The 22,935-nt window shown below is 38.0% G+C and carries 21 protein-coding genes; 6 read left to right on the top strand and 15 right to left on the bottom strand.

Annotated elements, in window-relative coordinates:
- Window positions 1-154 precede the first annotated feature (154 nt).
- Entirely contained in the window at window positions 155-3,901 is a 3,747-nt protein-coding gene (locus AAH582_RS02595) for an ATP-binding protein (RefSeq protein WP_343321151.1), read from the top strand.
- Between the two features lie 307 nt (window positions 3,902-4,208).
- On the opposite strand, the gene AAH582_RS02590 is transcribed toward AAH582_RS02595, so the two are convergent.
- The 3 genes from AAH582_RS02590 to AAH582_RS02580 form a co-directional block, all read right to left on the bottom strand.
- Window positions 4,209-5,135 carry a hypothetical protein gene (locus AAH582_RS02590; RefSeq protein ID WP_343321150.1) on the bottom strand — a complete coding sequence of 309 codons (927 nt, stop codon included), beginning with the start codon at window positions 5,133-5,135 and terminating at the stop codon, window positions 4,209-4,211.
- 99 nt (window positions 5,136-5,234) lie between these two features.
- Complete coding sequence (gene gmd, locus AAH582_RS02585; RefSeq protein WP_046674906.1) at window positions 5,235-6,386, bottom strand: GDP-mannose 4,6-dehydratase; 1,152 nt, start codon at window positions 6,384-6,386, stop codon at window positions 5,235-5,237.
- A 262-nt stretch (window positions 6,387-6,648) separates the two neighbouring features.
- Complete coding sequence (locus AAH582_RS02580) at window positions 6,649-7,203, bottom strand: lipocalin family protein (protein WP_046674905.1); 555 nt, start codon at window positions 7,201-7,203, stop codon at window positions 6,649-6,651.
- 474 nt (window positions 7,204-7,677) lie between these two features.
- Between AAH582_RS02580 and AAH582_RS02575 the strand changes: the two genes are divergently transcribed.
- Window positions 7,678-8,592: a lysylphosphatidylglycerol synthase transmembrane domain-containing protein gene (locus tag AAH582_RS02575; RefSeq protein WP_343321149.1), complete on the top strand. Its 915-nt coding sequence runs from the start codon at window positions 7,678-7,680 to the stop codon at window positions 8,590-8,592.
- A gap of 2 nt (window positions 8,593-8,594) precedes the next feature.
- A complete protein-coding gene (locus AAH582_RS02570) occupies window positions 8,595-9,302 on the top strand; it encodes an SDR family NAD(P)-dependent oxidoreductase (RefSeq protein WP_070570367.1) in 708 nt (235 codons plus the stop codon).
- A 156-nt stretch (window positions 9,303-9,458) separates the two neighbouring features.
- Here AAH582_RS02570 and AAH582_RS02565 read toward each other — a convergent pair whose 3' ends face one another.
- Genes AAH582_RS02565 through AAH582_RS02550 form a run of 4 tightly spaced genes read right to left on the bottom strand, consistent with a single transcriptional unit; the run spans window position 9,459 to window position 12,255 of the window.
- Window positions 9,459-10,832 carry an alpha/beta hydrolase family protein gene (locus AAH582_RS02565; protein ID WP_343321148.1) on the bottom strand — a complete coding sequence of 458 codons (1,374 nt, stop codon included), beginning with the start codon at window positions 10,830-10,832 and terminating at the stop codon, window positions 9,459-9,461.
- Between the two features lie 12 nt (window positions 10,833-10,844).
- Window positions 10,845-11,429, bottom strand: a complete 585-nt coding sequence (locus AAH582_RS02560) for a hypothetical protein (protein WP_343321147.1) — start codon at window positions 11,427-11,429, stop codon at window positions 10,845-10,847.
- Window positions 11,419-11,913: a hypothetical protein gene (locus AAH582_RS02555; RefSeq protein ID WP_343321146.1), complete on the bottom strand. Its 495-nt coding sequence runs from the start codon at window positions 11,911-11,913 to the stop codon at window positions 11,419-11,421. Before AAH582_RS02555 ends, AAH582_RS02560 begins: the two co-directional genes overlap by 11 nt.
- A gap of 42 nt (window positions 11,914-11,955) precedes the next feature.
- The gene (locus AAH582_RS02550) at window positions 11,956-12,255 is read right to left on the bottom strand and encodes a DUF2089 family protein (RefSeq protein WP_046674900.1); all 300 of its coding nucleotides are present in this window, start codon (window positions 12,253-12,255) and stop codon (window positions 11,956-11,958) included.
- A gap of 123 nt (window positions 12,256-12,378) precedes the next feature.
- Between AAH582_RS02550 and AAH582_RS02545 the strand changes: the two genes are divergently transcribed.
- A complete protein-coding gene (locus AAH582_RS02545) occupies window positions 12,379-13,119 on the top strand; it encodes a lysophospholipid acyltransferase family protein (RefSeq protein WP_046674899.1) in 741 nt (246 codons plus the stop codon).
- Between the two features lies 1 nt (window position 13,120).
- On the opposite strand, the gene AAH582_RS02540 is transcribed toward AAH582_RS02545, so the two are convergent.
- Window positions 13,121-14,185, bottom strand: coding sequence for a glycosyltransferase family 2 protein (locus AAH582_RS02540; RefSeq protein ID WP_343321145.1), 1,065 nt, complete (start codon window positions 14,183-14,185; stop codon window positions 13,121-13,123).
- 49 nt (window positions 14,186-14,234) lie between these two features.
- Window positions 14,235-15,209 (bottom strand): lysylphosphatidylglycerol synthase domain-containing protein, encoded by a 975-nt coding sequence (locus AAH582_RS02535; protein WP_112373914.1) that lies wholly within the window; start codon window positions 15,207-15,209, stop codon window positions 14,235-14,237.
- A gap of 100 nt (window positions 15,210-15,309) precedes the next feature.
- On the opposite strand from AAH582_RS02535, the gene ruvC reads away from it, so the two are divergent.
- Window positions 15,310-15,876 carry a crossover junction endodeoxyribonuclease RuvC gene (gene ruvC, locus AAH582_RS02530; protein WP_343321144.1) on the top strand — a complete coding sequence of 189 codons (567 nt, stop codon included), beginning with the start codon at window positions 15,310-15,312 and terminating at the stop codon, window positions 15,874-15,876.
- On the opposite strand, the gene AAH582_RS02525 is transcribed toward ruvC, so the two are convergent.
- Window positions 15,877-16,923 (bottom strand): hypothetical protein, encoded by a 1,047-nt coding sequence (locus AAH582_RS02525; RefSeq protein WP_046674895.1) that lies wholly within the window; start codon window positions 16,921-16,923, stop codon window positions 15,877-15,879.
- Between the two features lie 388 nt (window positions 16,924-17,311).
- Between AAH582_RS02525 and AAH582_RS02520 the strand changes: the two genes are divergently transcribed.
- A complete protein-coding gene (locus AAH582_RS02520; protein WP_046674894.1) occupies window positions 17,312-17,785 on the top strand; it encodes an Lrp/AsnC ligand binding domain-containing protein in 474 nt (157 codons plus the stop codon).
- Window positions 17,786-17,819: 34 nt separating this feature from the next.
- Here the strand turns inward: AAH582_RS02520 and AAH582_RS02515 are convergent, their stop codons facing one another.
- The 5 genes from AAH582_RS02515 to AAH582_RS02495 form a co-directional block, all read right to left on the bottom strand.
- Window positions 17,820-18,884 carry a M20 family metallo-hydrolase gene (locus AAH582_RS02515; protein WP_046674893.1) on the bottom strand — a complete coding sequence of 355 codons (1,065 nt, stop codon included), beginning with the start codon at window positions 18,882-18,884 and terminating at the stop codon, window positions 17,820-17,822.
- On the bottom strand, window positions 18,874-19,680 hold the full coding sequence (proC, locus tag AAH582_RS02510; RefSeq protein ID WP_343321143.1) for a pyrroline-5-carboxylate reductase: 807 nt from the start codon (window positions 19,678-19,680) through the stop codon (window positions 18,874-18,876). Before proC ends, AAH582_RS02515 begins: the two co-directional genes overlap by 11 nt.
- Window positions 19,681-19,707: 27 nt before the next feature.
- Entirely contained in the window at window positions 19,708-20,505 is a 798-nt protein-coding gene (argB, locus tag AAH582_RS02505; RefSeq protein ID WP_046674891.1) for an acetylglutamate kinase, read from the bottom strand.
- Window positions 20,506-20,556: 51 nt separating this feature from the next.
- A complete protein-coding gene (locus AAH582_RS02500; protein WP_046674890.1) occupies window positions 20,557-21,519 on the bottom strand; it encodes an acetylornithine carbamoyltransferase in 963 nt (320 codons plus the stop codon).
- A gap of 138 nt (window positions 21,520-21,657) precedes the next feature.
- Window positions 21,658-22,803, bottom strand: coding sequence for an aspartate aminotransferase family protein (locus AAH582_RS02495; protein WP_343321142.1), 1,146 nt, complete (start codon window positions 22,801-22,803; stop codon window positions 21,658-21,660).
- Between the last annotated feature and the right edge of the window lie 132 nt (window positions 22,804-22,935).

Genomic DNA, 22,935 nt, shown 5'->3' with positions numbered 1-22,935 from the left:
TCGTGTTTTCGATAGCATTAACAAATGCTTAAGAAACCGATTGAAGATTCTTTCTAGCCCATTAAAATAGGCTATTCAGAAAATAATATAAAAGTCCTTGCCCTAAGAAAGCAAGGACTTTTTTTTATATTTACAATAATGTAAATTGACGAACGTGAATTCTGGTATAAAAATTCGATTACTCCTACTTATCTTGACTTTATGCTTTATAGGAACAGCTATCACCATTAAAGAATCTGTTACCAATAAGGAAATACTGGACATTGATACAAAATCACTCAATGATTATATCGCTCAACAAGAGAAAAAGGTCGACCGAATTTTCAATGATTCTCTTCTACTCAAAACATTTAAAAACTACGACCAATATCCTATTGCAGTTTATCAGGCGTTCGAAAAGTTTAAAACCAATGAGAAGGTTTATTTATTTCTCTTTAAGGACCATGAACCGAAGATGTGGAGCACACATCTATTTGTGCCAATTACAGATCAGGGATTCCCAGAAAAATCCAATTTTATTCAGGATGATAACCGTTCTTACGTTGTTCGAAAAAAAACAATTGGTAATATCAGTATACTCGCCTATATTATTGTAAAAGGCTATACAAATAACAATAACCCCTATTTAAATAGCTCATTGCGAAGGAACTTCTTCGACTCTCGAAATATCGACATTGCCTCCTATACAGACACGGTCACCATTAAAAATATCTATAGCAATGAAGGGTCTTATCTATTCTCTGTTAAGCTAAAAGACGGAGAGCATGAAAATGCCTATACGATTTTGCAATTCTTCTGTTGGCTACTTGCCTGGATCGCATTACTGATCTTCTTCAATAGTCTCTGCCTACATATGGCCAAGACAGGAAGGGCCTGGTGGTCTGCATTACTGCTATTATCGGTATTTAGCCTCGTCAAATTTGCCGATCTTAAATGGAATCTGCTGTCCGAAAACGCGACATTTTCAATTTTCGATTCGCGCAATTACGCTTACAATCGCTTCTTCCCCAATATATGGTCCGTGATGTCCACCACCATATTGGTGTTATGGTTGATTCTATTTATCTATTCAATTCGCAAAGAGCTCAATTTCGACAAGATAAAGAACATCCGACTCTTCAGAATTCCTATCGCAATCGGATTTATTCTAAGTATATACCTGTCGTTCGGTCTATTGTATGACATCGCTGGTACCCTGATTACGCACTCCAACAACATCTATTTTGATTTCACAAAACTTGTCGATTTACATTTCCTAAGTTGGGTAGATTTAGGCATTGTTGGCATGGGTATTTTGGCCTTGAGCATCTACATTGATCTTGTACTATTTTTTCTTAAAAAATTAGAATTAAAACCAACGCAGCTACTCAACATTCAACTGGCATGTGTCATTTTTGTCATCCTGATCATATCCTTCTATATAGAGAAAAATAGCCTGGTCAATTTGTTACTTGCATTGATCATCCTTATTAAATCATTTGGCGAAAAGTATTTCGATCGACATATATTAACAAATTATATTGCCGTACTGATACTTTGGGCAATCATAAGTGCGATCACGCACGCTCGTTTCTATCAGGAACGGAACTTAATTGACATGAAAATCTTATTGAGTAATTTACAATCAGAAGATGATGTCAATGCTGTTTCATTGTTTTCCGATATTGAAAGTAGTATAGCAAACGATCAAGAATTAAAACACCTATTTAATATCAGCCTTCCCTATACCAATACCGAGGGGATCAACGATTTCATCAAGAAAAAGTACTTTAGTGGCTATCTCTCCAAATATGAGTTCAAAGCATATTATTATGATCAGAATAATGTTCCGCTCAATCCGGCCAGTCAGAATAAGATCAATGAATATCGAGAAAAGGTAATCAATAAGTCGATAAAAGTCACACAGAACTTCTACCGTGCCAGCGCGGAATTAGGCACGCATGAATACTTCTCCATCATTCCTGTCACCATTGACCAAAATAGGATCGTCAATGTTATCATCAATCTTTCCAATAAAGACTTTAGTTATACGGTTCCCTATCCTGAAATCCTCACCGATATGCGGATCAACAATTCGCAATATTATAACAAAGGGGATTATTCAATAGCCCTTTATAAAGGAGGTTCTTTAATAACACAGTTTGGAAAGTATACCTACGAAAACAATTTGAGGGGGCTGAAAGGTGTTCCAGGAGAATATATTCAGGTGCTGGATCGCGATGCATATTTACATATGGCTTATGTTGCCAATAAATTCTCCACCTATGTGATCAGTAAACAAAAGCCTTCTTTTTGGGATTATCTAGCGACGACTTCATTTCTGTTCTTGGTATTTTTTATGATTTTCATGTTTTTCCATTTCATAAAATCCTTCTATATCTTTCTTAAGAACACCAAGCTAACTTTCCGTAATTTAAAATATCAGTTCTACAAAATAGTTAATAAAATACAGTATTCTACACGTATTCAGACCTCCATTATCTCATCGGTAATACTGGCAATCCTCATATCGGCAGTAATTTCGTATATAAGTATTAACAAGCAGCTTTATAATAACAATAAAGCAAGTAAGGAACGTTTTATTATCGAACTAGGCAAACGGATGGAAAATATGTTGACCTACACAGATGAAACATCCACCGAGACGCAGCTTATCAGTATTCTCAAGACATTATCCGAAACTATTTCCAAAGACTTCAATCTTTATTCCAAATCAGGCAGGTTACTCTATAGCTCGCAGCGCAGAATCTACGATCTGGAGCTTTTTTCCACTTTTATTAATCCGGCTGCACTGAAGAATCTTTCCATCTTAAAAAAATCGGAGACGATTGAAGATGAGCGTATTGGCACTTTCCAATTTGAGACCAGCTACGCCACCATCAGGGATAAAAACTATAATACACTGGCTTATATAGGGATACCAAACTTCTCACTTCAGAAGGAAGAAAATATCAATAAGAATCTTCTTTTAAATACCATAGTGAACATTTATTCGCTGATTATCATAGGCTTTGGATTTTATGCGACGTTTGTGGCCAACAGTGTCACCAATCCATTGAGCATCATCAGTAAGAAGATTTCACAACTACGCCTGGGGCAGCCCAACGAGCCTCTGTTTTGGCAACGAAATGATGAAATAGGTACATTGATCAAAGAATATAATCTTATGATCATAAAGCTGGAGGACTATGCTAATAAGATCAAAGATACCGAGCGAGAATCAACTTGGCGTGAGATGGCTCAACAGATTGCCCATGAAATCAAAAATCCGTTGACACCAATGAAATTAGGCATTCAGCAACTCCGTAGATCTTACAAAGACGAGGACCCTAAATTTCCGGATCGCTTCAATAAATTCTCCACTTCATTCATCGAACAAATCGATGCATTGACGCATATTGCCTCAGAATTTTCACATTTTGCAAAATTCCCAAATACGGTAATGGAAAACATCAATATTGTAGAGAAAGTAACAAAGTCCATTTCCTTGTACAACAATACACCAAATGTTAGTATTCGTCTCATTAACAATGCGGATCACAAAACCCTTATCGTTAAAGCAGATGGTAATGAGCTATTAAGAACCTTCAATAATTTGATAAAAAATGCGATTGAGGGCGGTTATGGACGAAAAAACATGAAGATCGAGATTTCCATTGAACGCTACTCAGACAAATTTGTCAAGATAGATATCAAAGACAACGGTTATGGGATTCCCAAAGAGATGCAGGATAAAATTTTCCAGATTAATTTTACGACAAAGAGTTCCGGAAACGGTTTAGGACTAGTTCTTGTCAAAAAGACAATTGAAGCCTGTAACGGGCAAATCTATTTTGAGACTGTAGAAGGCGAAGGTACAACGTTTCATATACTGCTTCCTTTGCAACAGATAGAATCTTAAATCAACTGTAATCAGACATCCAAGAAAGCGGATAGGATACTGCACCCAAAGCATCTAAATAATAAGATGAGCCGTTCCAAGTACATAAATAAGAGGCTACCACATTCAAGTAATATAAATAAAACTAGGGCGTTCAGTTAGGCTCCTTATATCTCAAACATTGATTACATAAAACTGAACGATAAATGGGAATAGTCCTATTCTTACGACGTTCCAAGGATCAGCCTAACACAAACAGCGCACTATTAAACAAAAAAGCTCTTTGCATGACTGCAAAGAGCTTTTTTGTTTAATAGTGCATTTATTTTTAACGCAATACAACAGTAGACCGTCCCATGATTGCATTATCTTCATATAACAGAACCGTATAGGCGCCCTTAGAGAATCCTTCTTCAGCTGCCCAATAGACGATATAATCTTCACCTTTGTTGGTAAATAAAATATTGTGTTTAAAAGTATATTGTAATTTCTCGCCATGTACGTAGAAAATATTATCACCTTGCACGACCAGATTTCCCTGCGGATCAATAATTCTGACATATATATCACGTTCTCCACTTTTTGCCAACGGATTATCAGCAACGGTAAAGTTGATTTTCAGCTTATCGATTTTTTTAGCACGTTCTTCTACAAATTCTTTTCCATTCTTTTTGACTTCAAGGCCATTTATACTGATGCTTGAAACTTTTAGTGCCGAAGCAGTCGCAACCTTCTCTTTCAGGTCCGAATTTGATGTAACTAACGAAGTAATCTGTTTTTCTTTTTCAACTACAGATTCGCTCAAATTGGAGTTTTGCTTCGATAAAATTTGATTTTCCTGGATCAGCCGTTGCACATTTACACGATACGTATCCACCTGCTTCTTAAGCTGATTGATCTTGTGCTGTGCATCATCAATATCTTTTGGAGTAATACTTTTATTTTCAAGCTTTTTACGAAGCACTGCTATCTCCGCCCTAGAATCATCCTTCTGCACGGTCATCTCTGGCGTCAATTGGACATTTTCTACATCAATTTTATCCAATTCAGCTTCAATACGATCGATTTGTACCTGCAGATTTTCTTTTTCTACTGTAAGTGTATAGACTTTTTCACCATTGGACTTAAACTTGACATAAAAATATATGTTTGTTGCAAGTAATGCTGCTATCGCAATGATAAAGAAGTAAATCTTCGAAGAATCTTTCTTCTTTTCTTCTTCTTTCTTACTCGAAACAACTTCTGAATTTATCATAATATACTGTCATTTTCATAGGTATAAATCTATAAATTTATACTATTGAATGTTTAAACAAAAATTATTCCAGTTTTATTTTTTTTTACCAATTATGAATTATTCAAAATAATTCAAGGTTTCAAATCCGCCTTGTTTTAAGTATTCTTCCTTTCTCATCAGATGAAGATCGGATTGTACCATGTCTGTTACCAACATCTGAAGATCATATTTTGGCGTCCATCCGAGTTTTGTATTCGCTTTTGTCGGATCACCAATAAGTAAATCGACTTCAGTTGGCCTATAATATGCCGGATCAACTTTGACAACAGTCTGACCGAATTTAATCAGCGACTTATCAATATTTAATTGGGCCAGGCGTTCTTCGTCGATATCGATAATTACCCCCTTCTCCTGCTCTCCCTTTCCACTGAACTCAATCTCAATTCCCAATTCTGCAAAAGCCATGCGAACAAAGTCTCTAACAGTTGTTGTCACACCTGTAGCAATCACAAAGTCTTCTGCGGTTTCTTGTTGCAGAATCAACCACATTGCTTCTACATAATCTTTGGCATGCCCCCAGTCACGTTGTGCGGACAGATTACCAAGATATAATTTATCCTGCAACCCTAGTGCGATTTTTGCCACAGCCCTGGTAATTTTACGTGTCACAAAAGTTTCTCCTCTTACAGGGCTCTCGTGATTAAATAAAATACCATTACAGGCATACATCTTATAAGCTTCCCGATAATTTACAGTAATCCAATACCCGTACATTTTTGCTACAGCATACGGACTTCGGGGATAAAAGGGTGTTGTTTCACTTTGTGGAACCGCTTGCACCAATCCATACAATTCGGAAGTGGAAGCCTGATAAATACGGGTTTTTTCGATCATTCCCAATAATCTGACCGCCTCAAGAATCCGCAAGGTACCGATGCCATCTGCATTCGCAGTATATTCTGGCGTATCAAAACTAACCTTTACGTGAGATTGTGCCGCGAGGTTGTAAATTTCGTCAGGCTGTGTTTCTTGTATAATACGAATCAAATTGGTTGAATCCGTTAAATCACCAAAATGCAACGTGAAATTTCGGTTGTCAAGATGAGGATCTTGATAAAGATGGTCAATACGATCCGTATTGAATAAAGAACTACGGCGTTTTAAACCGTGTACTTTATATCCTTTCTTCAATAGGAATTCTGCTAGATAGGCACCATCTTGTCCTGTTATACCTGTTATTAAAGCAGTTTTCGTGTTTTGTTCAGCCATGTTTCTCTCTAGATTAAGCAATACCTGACGAAATCGTTAGATATTTATCCCATACCCATACTTACAATTATTTTATCCGCGATTAATTTAGCCACGCACAAGATTATCATACAATACCTGCCGTCCACCGTATTCGTCAACTCATCCGTCTACAGTGCAAATAAATCATAATGAATTGGGAGTGTAAAAGTATTAAATTTTAAACAAAAAAAGCTATAGGAATTCCTATAGCTTTCTGTTATTCTTTTTTTATCGTTTATGTTTAATTTGAGCGCGTAAAGTTAAAAACTAAATAAGCTTCTCCATTAGCAACTGTCAACGGCATACGCATAACTAATTTATTTCCATCAGAATAAGATAAATCTAATCGGTAACCTGTTGTTACGTTCTTCGCCTTATCGCCCGCATAAATCTTTTTAAATTGAAACTGAGGTTCTCCTAAGCCTTTTCCAGGATTATAGATAGACCAAAAAATCTCACGTGATGCTCCTGGAGCACACAAAGTTCCTTGCGCATTAAATGTAATTGATCCTTTCCCATTTCCAATAAAATTCCATGTGCTACCTACGAAACATTCTGCCGGAGCTTCTTCAAATACACTTTTGATCGTGAATGAAGAAGGTAAATTCTCTCTATCGATTGTATTCAATGTCCACGTTCCTTTTACAGCGGATTTCCAATCCGAAGCGCTAGGACCAGAAGCTGCACTCGTATTGGAAGAAGGATTTCCAGTTGATGTACCTTGCTTTTGTGCTCCACAAGAAAATAAGGTCACCGTAGCAAAAACAGTTGCTAATGATAAAACGAATCGATTCATATGTATAAATTTTAATTTCAAATTGTATTTTTGGGTTTAATTAATCCACAAATCATGAAGATTACAGCCAAAAATCATACCATAAGCAAAATAATCGCAAAAACACTGTTAAGGTTATTTATCATTTTATTGGCCTTTGCCTCTTATCCGCTCTTTTTAGGACAGGAAGCAAAAAGCAAATTGAATCAAATCAGCCTTGCTTTTACCAATAAGATAGCTCTTATAGCTCCTATCCTGTTATTTTGCTTCATTATTGGATTAATGATCGCTGTGCTCAAGCACAAATATAACAGAATTGACCTAAATTGGCTATTTTCTCTCGCCACTATCTTTGGTATTTTATATTTGATATTATTGTATTCAAGAATTTACCCAACGATTGCTTAATCGCAATTGCACAATTCGCCAAAGTTTCTAACTTTGGATTCTCCAAAACGCTAATTACAGCCGAACAAGATTGGATGTATAATTTATATGGATAAAAAAAAGGGGCTCAAAATAGCCAAAAATATAGCAAAGATTGTCGTTACTGTGGGGGCCTTATATTGGGTATTCAGCAAGGTATCGCTAAAGGATCTGAAAGAAGCCATCATCAATTCCAATCCACTTTATCTATTCTTTGCTTTAGTTGCTTATAGCACCTCTATTTTTATTTCCTCCTCGCGTTTATTGACCTTTTTAAAGGCAATTGGTTTGGATGTTACTGAAAAATATAATTTAAAACTGTATCAACTTGGCCTATTTTACAACCTCATTTTACCAGGCGGTGTTGGCGGAGATGGTTATAAAATATTCTTCCTCAGAAAACGATTCAATATTAAAGGACGAAAATTATTTACGGCCTTATTTTTAGATAGATTAAGTGGATTATGGGCACTTTGCCTGATCATTGCAGCGCTAATTACTTATATGCCACAGCTGGGAATCCCAAACTATCTGACCATTATTCTATTTATAATAGGGAGCGTTCTCTACTACTTTATCGTAACCAAGTTCTTTAAAGAATACAAGGCTACATTTCTAAAAGCTCATTTAAAGGCAATCGGTGTGCAATCCATGCAAGTTATTGCAGCAATTCTTATCCTTTATGCGCTAGGATTTAGCGGCAAATTTTCTCCTTACCTATTTTTATTCCTTGCATCTTCTCTTGTTTCGATCATTCCGTTTTCAGTGGGTGGTTTAGGGATGCGTGAGCTTGTGATCATGTGGGGAGCGGGCATATTCCACGTCGACTCACACAATGCGGTTTTAATAACCTTGTTATTTTATATTATTTCCGCTCTCGTCGCGCTTTCAGGAATTTATTTTATCTTTCATCCGCAAGCAATTGGAGAGGACAAATTACCTTCCGCAGAAGAAGTTGAACAAAGTCAAAAACTAGAAGAATAAACATGGCAAATATTATTATTACAGGTGCAAGCAGTGGTGTTGGATTTGAAGCGGTGTTGGATTTGACCTCTAAAAAGGACAACAAAGTCATTGCTTTGGCTAGATCAGCAGACAAACTGAGAAAACTTCATGAAATTGCAGGTCAGCTCAACTATGATGGCGGCACCTTATACCCCGCTCAATTTGATATTGTCTACGATGACTATACTACACTTGTTCCCTTTATCCAATCAAAATTTGATAAGGTTGATATCTTGATAAACAATGCTGGAGCACTCATCAATAAGCCATTTATGGAAACTGATGGAAAGGATTTTGCTGAAATGCTACAAACCAATGTAATGGGACATGTAAATATGATACAAAACGTTGTTCCCATGATGCCATCAGGCTCACATATTGTCAATATTGGCAGTATGGGGGGATTTCAGGGATCATTGAAGTTTCCCGGACTTTCGGCATATTCAACCAGCAAAGCCGCATTAGCAGTGCTTACAGAATGCTTAGCGGAGGAGTTTAAGGAAAAAGGAATCAAAGTGAACTGTCTAGCCTTAGGTTCTGCTCAGACCGAAATGTTCGAGGCTGCTTTTCCGGGTGTTGAAGCGGGTACTTTAGCCTTTGAAATGGGACGCTATATTGCAGAGTTCGCTCAAAATGGACATCACTATTTCAATGGGAAAATACTTCCTGTAGCCAATACAACGCCTTAATTGGAAAGCCCTTCAAAAAAATATCCCTTGATCTAATATAGTCAGGTTGGTGTAATATAGTCAGGGCCATTTAATAGAACATTAAATGGCCCTGATCTTTTACCCCTATTTGATCCGGAAAGAAATACTAAAACTCCAGGCCTTCAGTTCATTAAATCAATTTGTCTTCAATTTAAGCCATTTTGTAAGGTCATCCATCAATTGTTCATTAAAACTCTCTGAGTTTTCAAAATATTCTTCAATTTTTCCAGTTTGCGCATGCTGAAAAAGGTGATTCAAATTGGGATAATCCTTAATGGTGACGTCAGTAGTCTTTAAGTGCAGGTGTTGGAGACAATAAATGTTTTCATTTGCAGGAACTTGGACGTCCTTTCCGCCAAATGAAGCAAAAACCGGTATTTTTAGCTGCTTCAGATAATAAGCCGGATCGATACGAAGAAACGTTCTAAACCAGGGGCTCATCATTGGACTGAGTTTAATTTTCATATCAGCAGTCAGGGGATTACCGTTATTTTGCTGAATAAGTTCTTTTTCCAACGATTCGGCCAATGCCTTTGGTGGCGCATCTTCCAATAGAATAGTATACAATCTTCGATTATTTGCTTTATTGGTCTGTAATGCTGCTTCAGATAATCCGCCCGCTTTTCCTAAAGCATAACTCTGTAAGATCAGTAAAGAATCTCCTTTGATCACAGGGCCAGACAAAAGTGCAGTATACTTTACCTTACTGTTCTCGGATGCCACTATTTCGGCAATTAGGGCTCCCTCACTATGCCCGATCATTCCGATTTTATCCACATCTACTATAGCTTTTTTGCTGAGAAAATCAACTGCAGCATTGGCATCAGAGGCAAAATCAATTGTTGTCGCTAAATTAACTTCTCCTTTAGAGCCGCCTACCCCTCGATCATCGTAACGTAATACAGCAAAACCGTTTTTGGTAAGATGATCTGCAAGCACCTTAAATGGCCTGTGACCAAACACTTCAGAATCCCTATTCTGCTGACCGCTACCGTTGACCAACACCAATGCGGGGAATGGTCCACCATTTTTAGGATAAGTCAGAGAGCCCGTAAGAACTGCATTGCCGGCACTATTTTTAAACGAAACTTCCTCTTCCGTATAGCTATAAGGAGGAAAAACATCCTGCTTACGAGAAAGTCCACTCTGTTCATTCTCGCTTCGTACTAAAATCATAGCAGATTCAAAGGGGCCTTGTTTCATCACCCCTTTCATAACATCTTTATCTCGATCCAAAAAGCCCGCATACAGAAGACCTATATTCTTAACATCCATCCAAATGGAATCGTGTTGAATACGTATTTGATTGATTGGAAATTTCTGCGCTGTTTGCATCGGACTCTCAAAGGTACCATTCCACTTCCCTGCACTATCTTTTTGAATATTGAATACCAGTAGCAGCTTCTGCCCTGAAACCTCAACCTCGCCCTTCCATGAGCCATCAAATGTCTGCGCATGGGTACATGAAAAATGAAAACAAATGATAAATAGGTATAAAATTTTTCTCATTGTCGTTTTTTACTAGAAATTAAACTGTATGCATAAATCCAATATAAAATATAATGCCACAAATACCATACTGATTCCAATCTTCTTATTATTAACGGCTACATTCATACCCTTAACCAATAAATAGAATTGATAGCATAGCAATAACAAACTGACCATTCCAAACATACCGAATAAAAGCAGCTGGTTTCTATCAACTCCAGCCAATGTATGATCACCGTTTTGCACTCCTTTTAATACTTGAGCCGTGAATTTATCCTGGTTTAACAATTTCCCTAAAAATAAGGCAAGATAGAGCGGAAATGGTATAATCAGAACGACATTCATGACATCGATGATTCTGGTCTTTCTGTTCAATAACATCCCAGTACCGTAAAGAAGTGTAAAAGGAGCCAAAACCATACAGGCATGAACGCCCAATACAGCCCATATCGAAATCACCCCATCCGGTTGATAGAAATGCATAAAACCATTGAACTGCTGGCCCGATAAATAAATAACATAGCTTGATAACAAAAATCCGATAACACCAGCAAAGAATAACTTCCACTCTGGGAATTCCGCAAATGGATTCTGAAAAATCTGTTTAACTTTCATTTTTTAAGAATTGAGATAAGTTCAGCTGTTCAATCGCAGCCGGATTTTGGGTTCCAATAACTAATATTTTACCAGTTTCCAATGTAAGTTGTAAACCCATATTACCACGAGCTGAAAAAGCCAGACCTCTCACCCCCCTCCGTAATCCCCATCCACCAAACTCACCGATCGGGTTATATTTTCGTACCTGAATAGCACGGATATCTGCCCAAAGCGTCCTTTTACGATAGAAATTAAATGGGAAAAAATAGACTTCAATTCCATCTTCACGAATAATAGTTTTTAATCGTAGTATGCCAAATAACCCCCACAATACCAAATTGATCCAAAATCCTGGTAATTGAAATAATGGAACAAAATCCAACTGCAAGATATCATGCCAGTGCACAGAAAAACTGGCTACACTGACCGTTAAAAGGATCAAACATAATAACCAGCTAAAAAAAGATTGGCTTTCGGTAAAAAGCGTATTATTTTTCATCATGACATCATTCTTTGTTCATCAATCATTCGATTTCCCTCGCCACTAAATATTTCTATTTCTGCCAACACTATTTTTATTCGTAAGAGCTTTCACTTTTTGAATCAGATCATCCAGGATATTACGAACTGTCGGATAGGATTTTCCCATTTGGTTTGCCATTTCCTTTAAACTTCCTGAGTGTATCAAAAAATTCAGAACAAATTCTTGCTCCTCAACAGTAAGTTGCATTAACACGGGTAATGAAAACTTTCCAACAACTTCGGTTTCACAGGAGTCACACACCAATTTAGCGACTTTTAACTTCGCTTCACAACAAGGGCAATCAACCGGTATTTTTTTCATTAAATAATAAATATATTAATATTATTAAAGATAACATTAATATTATTAAAACAAAACACTATAAAATCAATATTTTTAAAAAACCACTGCTTAATGATATATTTGTATCATTAAATAACATTTATGAAGAAGTTTTTAGGCTATTTCCTATCTATAATATTTTGGTTTTGTTTTGGTTTATCCTTGATTATCTTTCACCCTATACAGTGGTTATGTTTAAAGCTGGGTGGATATAATGCACACAAAAAGAGTGTGGATATATTAAATGCCTGTCTCGTTGCCTGCTATTACACATTATTTAATCGGGTGACGTTTATCGACAATAAAAATATTCCAACAGGGCAACCCATTGTCTTTGTAGCCAATCACCAAAGCACCTTTGATATTCCGCCAATGATCTATTTTTTACGCAGGTTTCATGGAAAATTTATTTCTAAAATTGAACTTGCCAGCGGTATACCTAGCATCTCCTTTAACTTAAAACATGGTGGTGCCGCAAATATAGATCGCAATGACCCCAAACAGTCTATTGCTGAGATATTGAAGCTTGCCAATAATATGAAAACCAAAAACTGGTCGGCGTTTATTTTTCCAGAGGGAACAAGATCGAAAACCGGAAAAATGAAGGCCTTTCATGTTGGCGGAATTGCCACATTACTAAAGAAGAATCCGAACGCACTCGTTGTTCCTATCGCCATCACAGGATCATATGAAATGGTACAATATGGGATGTATCCATTAACCCCATTTCTTCATATGACCTGGGAGGTTCTAAATCCTTTGGATACGGAGGGCAAGAATATTGAAGAGATCGTTAAATTAGCTGAGGAAGCTATAAAACTCAAGGTCGAAAAATTGCAGTAAGCTACTTGACCTGCCTTCCTTTCCAGTCATACTTCCCAACATTACCCAATATGCCGATATAAGCTAGATAAAGGATATGAGCCAGGCTTAATAAAGGAAGATACCATAAGAGTTCATTTCTGCTTGCGAACCTGGTTAAAGGTTGAATAAAAAGAAATTCGACAGTCATCTTCAATAACAACGCGAACAGTACTACCCAAGCAACAAATTTCACACCACAGAACGCAAGGACTGCAGCAACTAATATCAATAAGTTGAAAAACCAAATGGAAATCCCCAATGCGATGACACCTTTATTTTTATATTTGGTACTTTTTGAAGCCCAGCGTCTACGCTGACTAATGAATGATTTCAAATCTGGTTTTGCATCTGTATAAACAACGGCATCTTGTGATTTACAAAAGGTTATACGATCGGGATATTGTTCTGCTACCTTATGTAAAAAAAGTTCATCATCTCCAGATGCAAGCTCATCAATCCCTTTAAATCCACCCATTTGTTTAAAAATGTCCTTTCGATAGGCCAAATTCGCACCATTACAGGTCGTTGGTTTTTTATTACCAATACCTGCAGCACCCAAACCTATCAAATACAAAAATTCCAGGGTCTGCAGTCGTTCAAAAAAACTGTTTTCTTCCGAATACACCACTGGAGAAGATTGTAGATAGGCATCTTCTTTCTCAAATGTACTGATAACCGTCTTTAGCCAGTTCGACCCCATGCGGCAGTCTGCATCAGTGGTAATAATAATTTCGCCACGACAGCAGTCTATTGCCCTTGAAATTGCCAATTTCTTGTAGGAATTCAAACGGCCATTTTCGTTCAATTGAATCAGCTTGACACCTTTTTCTTCATATTCTTTCACAATCAAAGACGTACTATCGTCCGAATGGTCATCGATAATAATTAACTCCAGGAGTTCTCTAGGATAATTTTGCCCTAGTATCGATTCAATGGTGCGCCTAATATTTAACTCCTCATTCCGCGCTGCGATAATGACAGATACGGTCATTGTTGGCCTAACAGTATTGTTAGGCTCCGAAAGCAAGAACCAGCCTCTGCGCATCCATAAAACTAGAATTACGTATACGCAAGCAAAAATGATCAATAAATAGTTAAGAATTTGTATCACCGAAAAAATTTATCTTAAAAACAAAAATAGAACCAAATATAGCTGGAAGAATCAAATTGACGAACCAAATGCAGGAAACAATAGCCATTACAGCAATTTCCTGTGTGGTAATATAACTATATAGATTGCTTGCAACGAAACTTCTAACACTGAAATCAAAAATATCCAATGTAGGTAGCGCTGCCTGCACAAAAAACAGGATAAAAATCATCAGAACCATGGATAAAAGCGGTAACTCAGGTAGCGTTAGCTTCATCAAGATGATATACTGAGAAGTAAAAATGACAAATCGCGCCAAAGAATTTAAAAGAACAATACGGAGCTCGCGCATTGAATAATGTTCCAATACTTCAAAGAAAGGCTTAATCCGTTTCAAAAACTTAATTTTGCCGACCAATAAATCGATCCATTTTACATTGAAATATAAGATGACAAATCCTCCGGCATAAATAATTGCAAGTAGCCATACACCAAATTGTACGGTTAAAGGAGTTGAGAGAAATTTACAGATAAACCAAGCGATACTTAATGATCCCGCAACGCTTGTGAGCACCAATTGTGCAAACAATCCAACGCCCATCGCCACGGCTCCTTTTGCGCGATGTTGAGGCTGTAAAAAAAGAACACGTCCACCATACTCTCCAATCCTATTGGGAGTAAAAATAGCCCAGGTAAGTCCGCAAAAAACGGATTGGAAGGCCCGCCAAAATGAAATACGCTCCAGTTTAGAGGCAAGATACTGCCATTTAACGACTTCAAGCAACCAATTTACAAGCATTAACACCACGATCAGAACCAGGGTCCAAACAACAGAATGTTGTTCTAAACCTGCTACTAGGGTTTTAAACTTCTCAATATTACTTTTATCAGATACTTTCACGGCAATATACCAGGTCGCCAGAGCGAAAACCAATATCTTCAATAAAAGACTGATGTATTTTTTTTGTCTTCCTGTCAACTTTCGATAATTAGAGAGCAATGTTACTAAATTTTAGCCAAATGATTAAGTTTTGTCGAATGCAATCCGCGAATAAAACGCAAAATTTGTAATATTGTATATGCAGAAGGAAAAGGCGAAAGAAAGAATAATTTTAGGGATCGACCCCGGTACCGTTGTGCTCGGATATGGTATCATCAAAGAAGCCGGCAATAACATATCCTTGATCTCAATGGGGGTCATCAAAATGGGACATTTAGACGATCATGCCCTAAAACTACAACGTATTTTCAAAAAAACTTCGGCTTTAATGCAGGAATATAATCCCGACTGCGTAGCCCTTGAATCACCATTTTATGGCAAAAACATACAGGTCATGCTCAAATTAGGACGAGCGCAAGGTGTTGCGATGGCGGCGGCATTAGCACAAGATATTCCAATCTTCGAATATTCTCCAAGAAAGATAAAACAATCCGTTACAGGAAATGGAAATGCGACAAAGGAGCAGGTTTCCGCTATGCTAAAAAATCTATTAAAATTTGAGGAAACACCACAATTTTTAGATGCCACCGACGGATTGGCAATTGCTGTCTGCCACTCGTTTCAGAAAAACGCAGTATCAGGCAACAGTAAATCGTACACGGGATGGTCCGCCTTTATCAAAGACAACAAGGATCGAATCAAGTAATTACATTTGAACCTGACGAATCACATTCTTCACATTCAATTCCACAATATCCGTCATCGTTTTACACTTGAGATAAGAGTTGTTCTGATAAAATTCAGCATAGCCCTCACGTAACTGTTTGATATTCTCTTGGGTCGAGAGCACCTGCGTTTGCGAGGCATCCCTCAGATCAGCGATCCGATGTCTTTCGCTCCGAACTCTATGCACAATAGAGGAACGCTCCTCTTGTTGGTATTGCAGTACTGTTTTTTCATTGAGATGTTCCATCGCTAGTTTGACATAGGGAAGATTCTCCTTAAAAAATTGCGGCATATATACCTTCGGATTTCCCTCATAAAACTGCTGGTCAAAATCTATTGCCCGAATTCGAAACTGGAAATCATCAAAATCTGGTGTAATCTGCATAACGAAATTGTATGCCCGCATATCCCCCAACAACGTAATAATACATCGCTCATTAAACTTGACAAATTCCTTAGAAATCCGGGTCAGATTATAATCAGGCGAGAACATACGTGTTTTCGAAAAAGTGTCTCCCGGAATTCCAACAATATGTTCCTCAACCAAGGTATCATGGTCTACCATATAATTCACCTGGTTGGGCGACAATATTTCTTCCAACTCCAGTCCATATATTCTTGATGCATCGGCCTGCTTGATGTAAAAATAATCATACACATCATTTAAACGGTTCACGATACGAATACGAAAGGGTTTCGTATTGCCAAAGCCGCAGTACTCGACACGATCAATATATTTGTGCTGGACGATTCGCGTATTACCTGATGCTTTCAATTTAGCATAAATCACCTTCAACCCGTCATACAATTGGTCAATAAGATATTGCGGATACAGTGGAGTCTCCCAAAAAGTATCGTTGCCAAATTTATCCATAACAGGCACTGTCTCCGTAAAATTCAATAGATCCTTATATCCTATAGGCAACTTTTCGTCTCGCTGATACAGCTTAAGGTATTTATGAAGTCCTTCCCCTACTTCAAAAATCGGCTTCTTTTTCGAAATCTTTACATCTTGAACTTCTTCCATCGCTATTCCGTATTTGATTTTTCGTTTACTCAAACATCACACGGTTGGCTACATTTTTAACCTATCAACCGCTAAATACGAACTGATTAGATTGTTAATAGGCCAACTGCATTTCCTACTTCTAAAAAAGGCAATACTAAATTAATTTATCATAATCCTGATATCAAACATGAAAACAATCACTTAACCTATAATAAGATCACCATGAAACAATTATAATCACTTTCAATCAAAAACATATAACATTATCAATATGAATAAGTATTTTTTATTAAATTTACATCTATAAACCGAAAATTCTTAGTAATTTTGAAATAAATTTAATTATTTTAGCTATTGGTCCGATTTTGATGCAACGGCCAATTAATGAACACAAAAACCATTGTTAATGGAAAATCAATATGCAAACTATGATCTAGACAATTTGGATATCCAAATCTTGTCTATTCTAATGAACGATGCCTCTATTCCTTATACAGAAATAGCAAAAAAGCTAATTGTATCAGGTGGTACAATTCACGTTAGAATGAAGAAGATGGAAGAATTAGGTATCATTAGAGGGTCAAATCTAATTATCAATCCTCAAAAAGTCGGATTTGATATCACGGCCTTTTTGGGTATCTATCTTGAAAAAGGTTCACAATATGCAGATGCGGTAGATAAATTGAAAGAAATCAAAGAAGTGGTCGAATTACATTATTGTACTGGCCAATACAGTATTTTTGCAAAAATCATCTGTAGAGATACAGTTCACCTCAGAAAAGTATTGAATGAAGACATTCAATCCGTACCTGGGATTCAACGTACCGAGACGATCATCTCTCTCGAGGAGAGTATTAAACGTCAAATCAGCTTAGTCTAGTATAAAAAAGCTTCCATAAAAATGGAAGCTTTTTTTATACTATCTTTTCCAACATGGCGATATAGAGATCAATCCCTGCTCTAATTTCATCAATATAGATAAACTCATCCGCCATATGCGACCGCGCACTATCACCTGGCCCCAACTTCAGGGAAGGGACAGGAATAAGAGCCTGATCACTCATTGTCGGCGATCCATATACCTTACGCCCCAGTGCAACACCTGCTTTGACAATTGGATGCGTTTCAGGAATAGAAGAAGACTTCAGACGCGTCGATCTCGCTGTGACCTCTGATTTTACATGAGACTTGATAATATCCAACGTCTCTTCATTCGAATAAGCATCTGTGGTTCTGACATCGACAACAAAGTTACAAGTAGCCGGCACCACATTATGTTGCGATCCCGCCTGAATTACTGTCACCGACATCTTAATGGGACCTAAGGTTGACGAAGTCCTTTCAAATGTATAATTTTGAAACCATTCAATATCCTTGATCGCTTTGTAGATTGCATTATCGCCCTCATTACGTGCGGCATGTCCAGCCGTCCCTAATGCTGTACAATCCAACACCATCAGTCCCTTTTCTGCAATTGCCAAATCCAATAATGTAGGTTCACCCACAATTGCAAAATCAATTGAACCGATATCATCCAAAACAGATTCTACACCGTTCTTACCTGAGATCTCTTCTTCGGCACTAGCGACAAGACAGAAGTTATACTTCAAGTCCGTCTGCTGGTAAAAATACAAAAACGTGGCGATCAGTGAAACCAAACAGCCTCCAGCATCATTGCTCCCCAATCCGTACAATTTACCTTCCTCTACAGTCGCCGCCAAAGGATCTCTTGTATAACCTGTATTTGGTTTTACTGTATCGTGATGGGAGTTGAGTAATATCGTAGGTTTGGTGCTATCATAATGAGCATTATATACCCAGACATTATTACCTTTTCGATGTGTTTTGATGTCACGCTCCTGAAAGAAGCGATCAATTAAATCCGCTGTGAACTCTTCCTCTTTACTTAAAGACGACAGTCCAATTAATTGTTTTAAAAGGGCCAGAGCATCTTCAAATAAGCCCTGTTTATCCTTCATGGTATAGTCCTCCTGCTTTATCCGCAGACAGTTTAATTCCTTTTATAAAAGCAGAACTAAAACCATTATGTTCCATTTCGTTCAGTCCCGCTATTGTACAGCCCTTTGGTGATGTTACCTTATCAATCTCTCCTTCTGGATGAGCATTGGTATGCAATAACAAATCAGCAGCGCCTTTTGCAGTTTGAACCGCCATCTTTAATGCATCATGCGCATGAAACCCGATTTCAACCCCACCTTGTGAAGCAGCACGGATCGCACGTAGAAAGAATGCGATACCGCAAGCACACAATGCCGTCGCCGATGTCATTAGGTCCTCATTAATAACAACGACTGAACCAACAGTTTCAAACATTTTCTCAACCTCCTTCAAACTGTCGTCTGAAGCATTGTCGCTGGCGATACACGTCATTGATTGCGCTATTGCAATTGCCGTATTGGGCATTGCTCGTATCACTGTGGCATCTGCACCCAACTCTGCTTTTAAATCGGCACAAGAAACTCCCGACACAATAGAGACAAAAATCTGATTGGTCTTTTCAATTACAGGAGCCACTTCCACCAATACCTTTTTTAGTTGTTGAGGTAAGATTGCGAAAACAACAATATCAGCCCCCTTTACAGCGAGCTTATTATCATTACTTATTGAGAAGCCTTGGCGCGCCTCTTCGGCCAGTGCATTCAAATTTCTCCTCGTCAAGGTAATATCGGAAGCATGGGCAAATTCACTTTTTACAAGTCCTTTTGCCAAGGAAAGACCGATATTACCGCTTCCGATAATGGTGACCTTTTTCATAGCGATCGTTGGGTTTAGGTTAGATTTTTATTTTAATGTCAAGCAAGTGCCAAATTGTCCTTGTTGAAACAAATGCAAATTATTAGCATTTCCAATATAGACCTCTTGAACACCTTTATTTATAGCATTGAATGCATTTTGCAACTTAGGGATCATCCCGTCGTTCACTACGCCGGATTCCTTAAGATGTTCAAACTCTTCTGACTTAATCGTTGGGATTACCGAATTCTCATCTGTTACATCGCGTAAAACGCCGTTCTTCTCGAAACAATAAACCAAAGAAGTTTCATATAATGAAGCCAAAGACACCGCCAATGAAGAAGCTATTGTATCCGCGTTGGTATTGAGCAATTGTCCAAGGCCATTATGTGTAATAGCTGAAAACACAGGAACAAAACCCGCTTCCAAAAACTTTTTGATGGCCAAGGTATTTACAGAGTCATGTAACAAATCACCTACAAAACCATAATCGATGTCCTTTACAGGACGCTTTATCGCTTTAATGACATCCCCATCAGCTCCGGTTAATCCGACAGCATCACATTTCAAGTTTTGCAACTTAGCGACGATTGTCTTGTTTGTCAATCCGGCGTATACCATTGTTACAATGCGTAACATTTCCTCATTTGTCACACGGCGCCCTTCAACCATTTGGGCTTCAATGCCCAGTTCACTAGCCAAACGAGTTGCAATTTTACCCCCGCCATGTACAAGAATCTTTTTCCCCGATAATGCGGAGAACTTTTCTAAAAAAGAATCCAATTGGCGTTCATCATCAATAATATTCCCGCCAATTTTAATAATATTTAATACACTATTAGCCATTACGCAACTTTTCCCAATAAAAATAGTTTTTCAAAAATCAATAGGATTGTACTATACCAAATCCTCTAACATACGTTTCAAAACAACCTGAGCAGCCCATACACGGTTGCTGGCTTCTTTAATCACGAGTGAGTTTGGCCCATCCAAAATTTCAGAAGATAGTTCGAGATCTCTTCGTACTGGCAAACAGTGCATGACTTTGGCATCGTTTGTCAGCTTGAGCTTCTTGTTATCCATCATCCAATCTTCATCAACACCATATACTTCGCCATATTCCTGATAAGAAGACCAGTTTTTCACATAGACAAAATCAGCATCTTTTAAACTTTCCTCAAGATTATTGGATATGGTTGCACCAGCGGTAAATTCTTCACTTAATTCATATCCCATAGGCTGAGCTATCGTAAAATCCACCAATCCCTCCTCTTGTGCTTTGCACATCCATTCCGCAAAAGAATTAGGCACTGCCTGAGGTAATGCCTTCACATGCGGAGCCCAAGCCAATACCACCTTCGGCTTTTCAATTTTCTTGTACTCAGTGATGGTAATTATATCTGTCAAACTCTGCAATGGATGGCGTGTTGCACTCTCTAAGGAAACAACGGGAACACCACAGTACTTAATGAATTTGTTGAACAGGTCCTCACTATAATCTTCTTCACGATCCTTCAATTTTGGAAAAGAACGTAGTCCCAAAATATCACAATACTCGCCCATAACAGCAGCGGCTTCACGAATATGTTCAACAGTTGTCCCGTTCATCACAACACCATCCTGTGTTTCAAGAGCCCAACCATCTTTATCCATGTTCATAACCATCACATTCATGCCCAGATTCATCGCCGCTTTTTGTGTGCTCAAACGTGTACGTAAACTGGGATTCAAAAATACAAGTCCCAGCGTTTTGTGTTGACCAAGGTCCTGATTGTCATATGGTGCAGCTTTCAAATTTAACGCTTCTTGAACAACGTCCGCTACACTGGAAACATCCTTAACAGAGAAAAACTTTTTCATCTATATCTATTTATTCGAGTGCATCTTCAACGGCAATAAATAAGCGCGTCACACTCAGTATATATTTTAACTAATACAGCGCAATCAAATTTCCACAAGCTGAAACAGCCATTGGCCAATTTGACAGCCTTTAGGGGTTTACGCAACCGTTACGGCCTTTACATGCTCCTTTAATGCAGATAAAAACTGATCCGCATGCTCTTTCGTCATATTCAGGGCAGGTAATAAGCGAATCACAAATGGCTTAGCCTCTCCCGTAAAGATACGGTTCTTTAGTAAGAGATCTTTCTTCACATGCGCCAAAGATTCGGGCAGTTCTATACCGATCATTAATCCTCTACCCCTAACTTCAATAATTTCCTCTATTTGCTTCAACTCATTGATAAGATAGGTGCCGACTTGTGCAGCATTTTCCATAAGCTGATCTTGTTGGATGACCTCCAAAACAGCCAAAGCTGCCGCACATGCAAGATGATTCCCCCCGAAGGTAGTACCCAAACTGCCGTAGGTAGCTTTAAATTTGGGCGATATGCTGATTGCTCCGATTGGAAATCCATTGCCCATACCTTTTGCCATGGTATAAATATCAGCTTCAACACCGGAATAATCCTGGGCGTAGAACAAGCCCGTTCTGCCGTAGCCACATTGTACTTCGTCTGCAATGAAAACTGCATTATATTGATCACAAAGAGACCGAATCAAACGAAGAAAAGAAACTGAAGCCTCCCTAATACCGCCAACTCCCTGAATGCTCTCTACAATAACGGATGAAATTTCCTCACCATAAGATGCGAAAGCGCTGGTTAAAGCCTCTTCATCATTAAAAGGAAGAAAAACAATGTTTTCCGTCTCGTTTACAGGAGCCACGATACTCGGATTGTCTGTTGCGGCAACAGCTAATGATGTGCGTCCATGAAATGCTTTTGAAAATGCAATAACCTTCTTTCTTTTGTTATAAAAGGAAGCTAATTTCAATGCATTTTCATTCGCTTCTGCACCCGAATTACAAAGAAATAAATCATAATCAACCTTTCCCGACACTTCCCCCAACAATCGGGCAAGTTCACGCTGAATTGGAATTTCAACAGAATTAGAATAGAACCCAATGCGGTTCAATTGCTCTGTTATACGTTGTACATAATGTGGGTGCGTGTGTCCGATCGATATCACAGCATGACCACCATACAAGTCCAAGTAAGCATTTCCTTCGGCATCCCACACCGTTGATCCATTAGCTTTTACTATGTTAATGGGATTAATGGGATAAACATCAAATGGTTTCATCTTAATGAATTATAGATTGATAAACGAAATAGCTAGTAATAGAAAAAGCTATCAGATTTTAGCATTACAAATATATTAGTTATAACGGTAGGAATGGTCATAAAATAAAAAAAGTCCTCTTAAAAAGAGGAC

Source organism: Sphingobacterium multivorum (genome assembly GCF_039511225.1).
Taxonomy (GTDB): domain Bacteria; phylum Bacteroidota; class Bacteroidia; order Sphingobacteriales; family Sphingobacteriaceae; genus Sphingobacterium.
The sequence above is the reverse complement of the archived record's forward strand: the minus strand, read 5'-3'. Positions and strand labels throughout refer to the sequence as shown.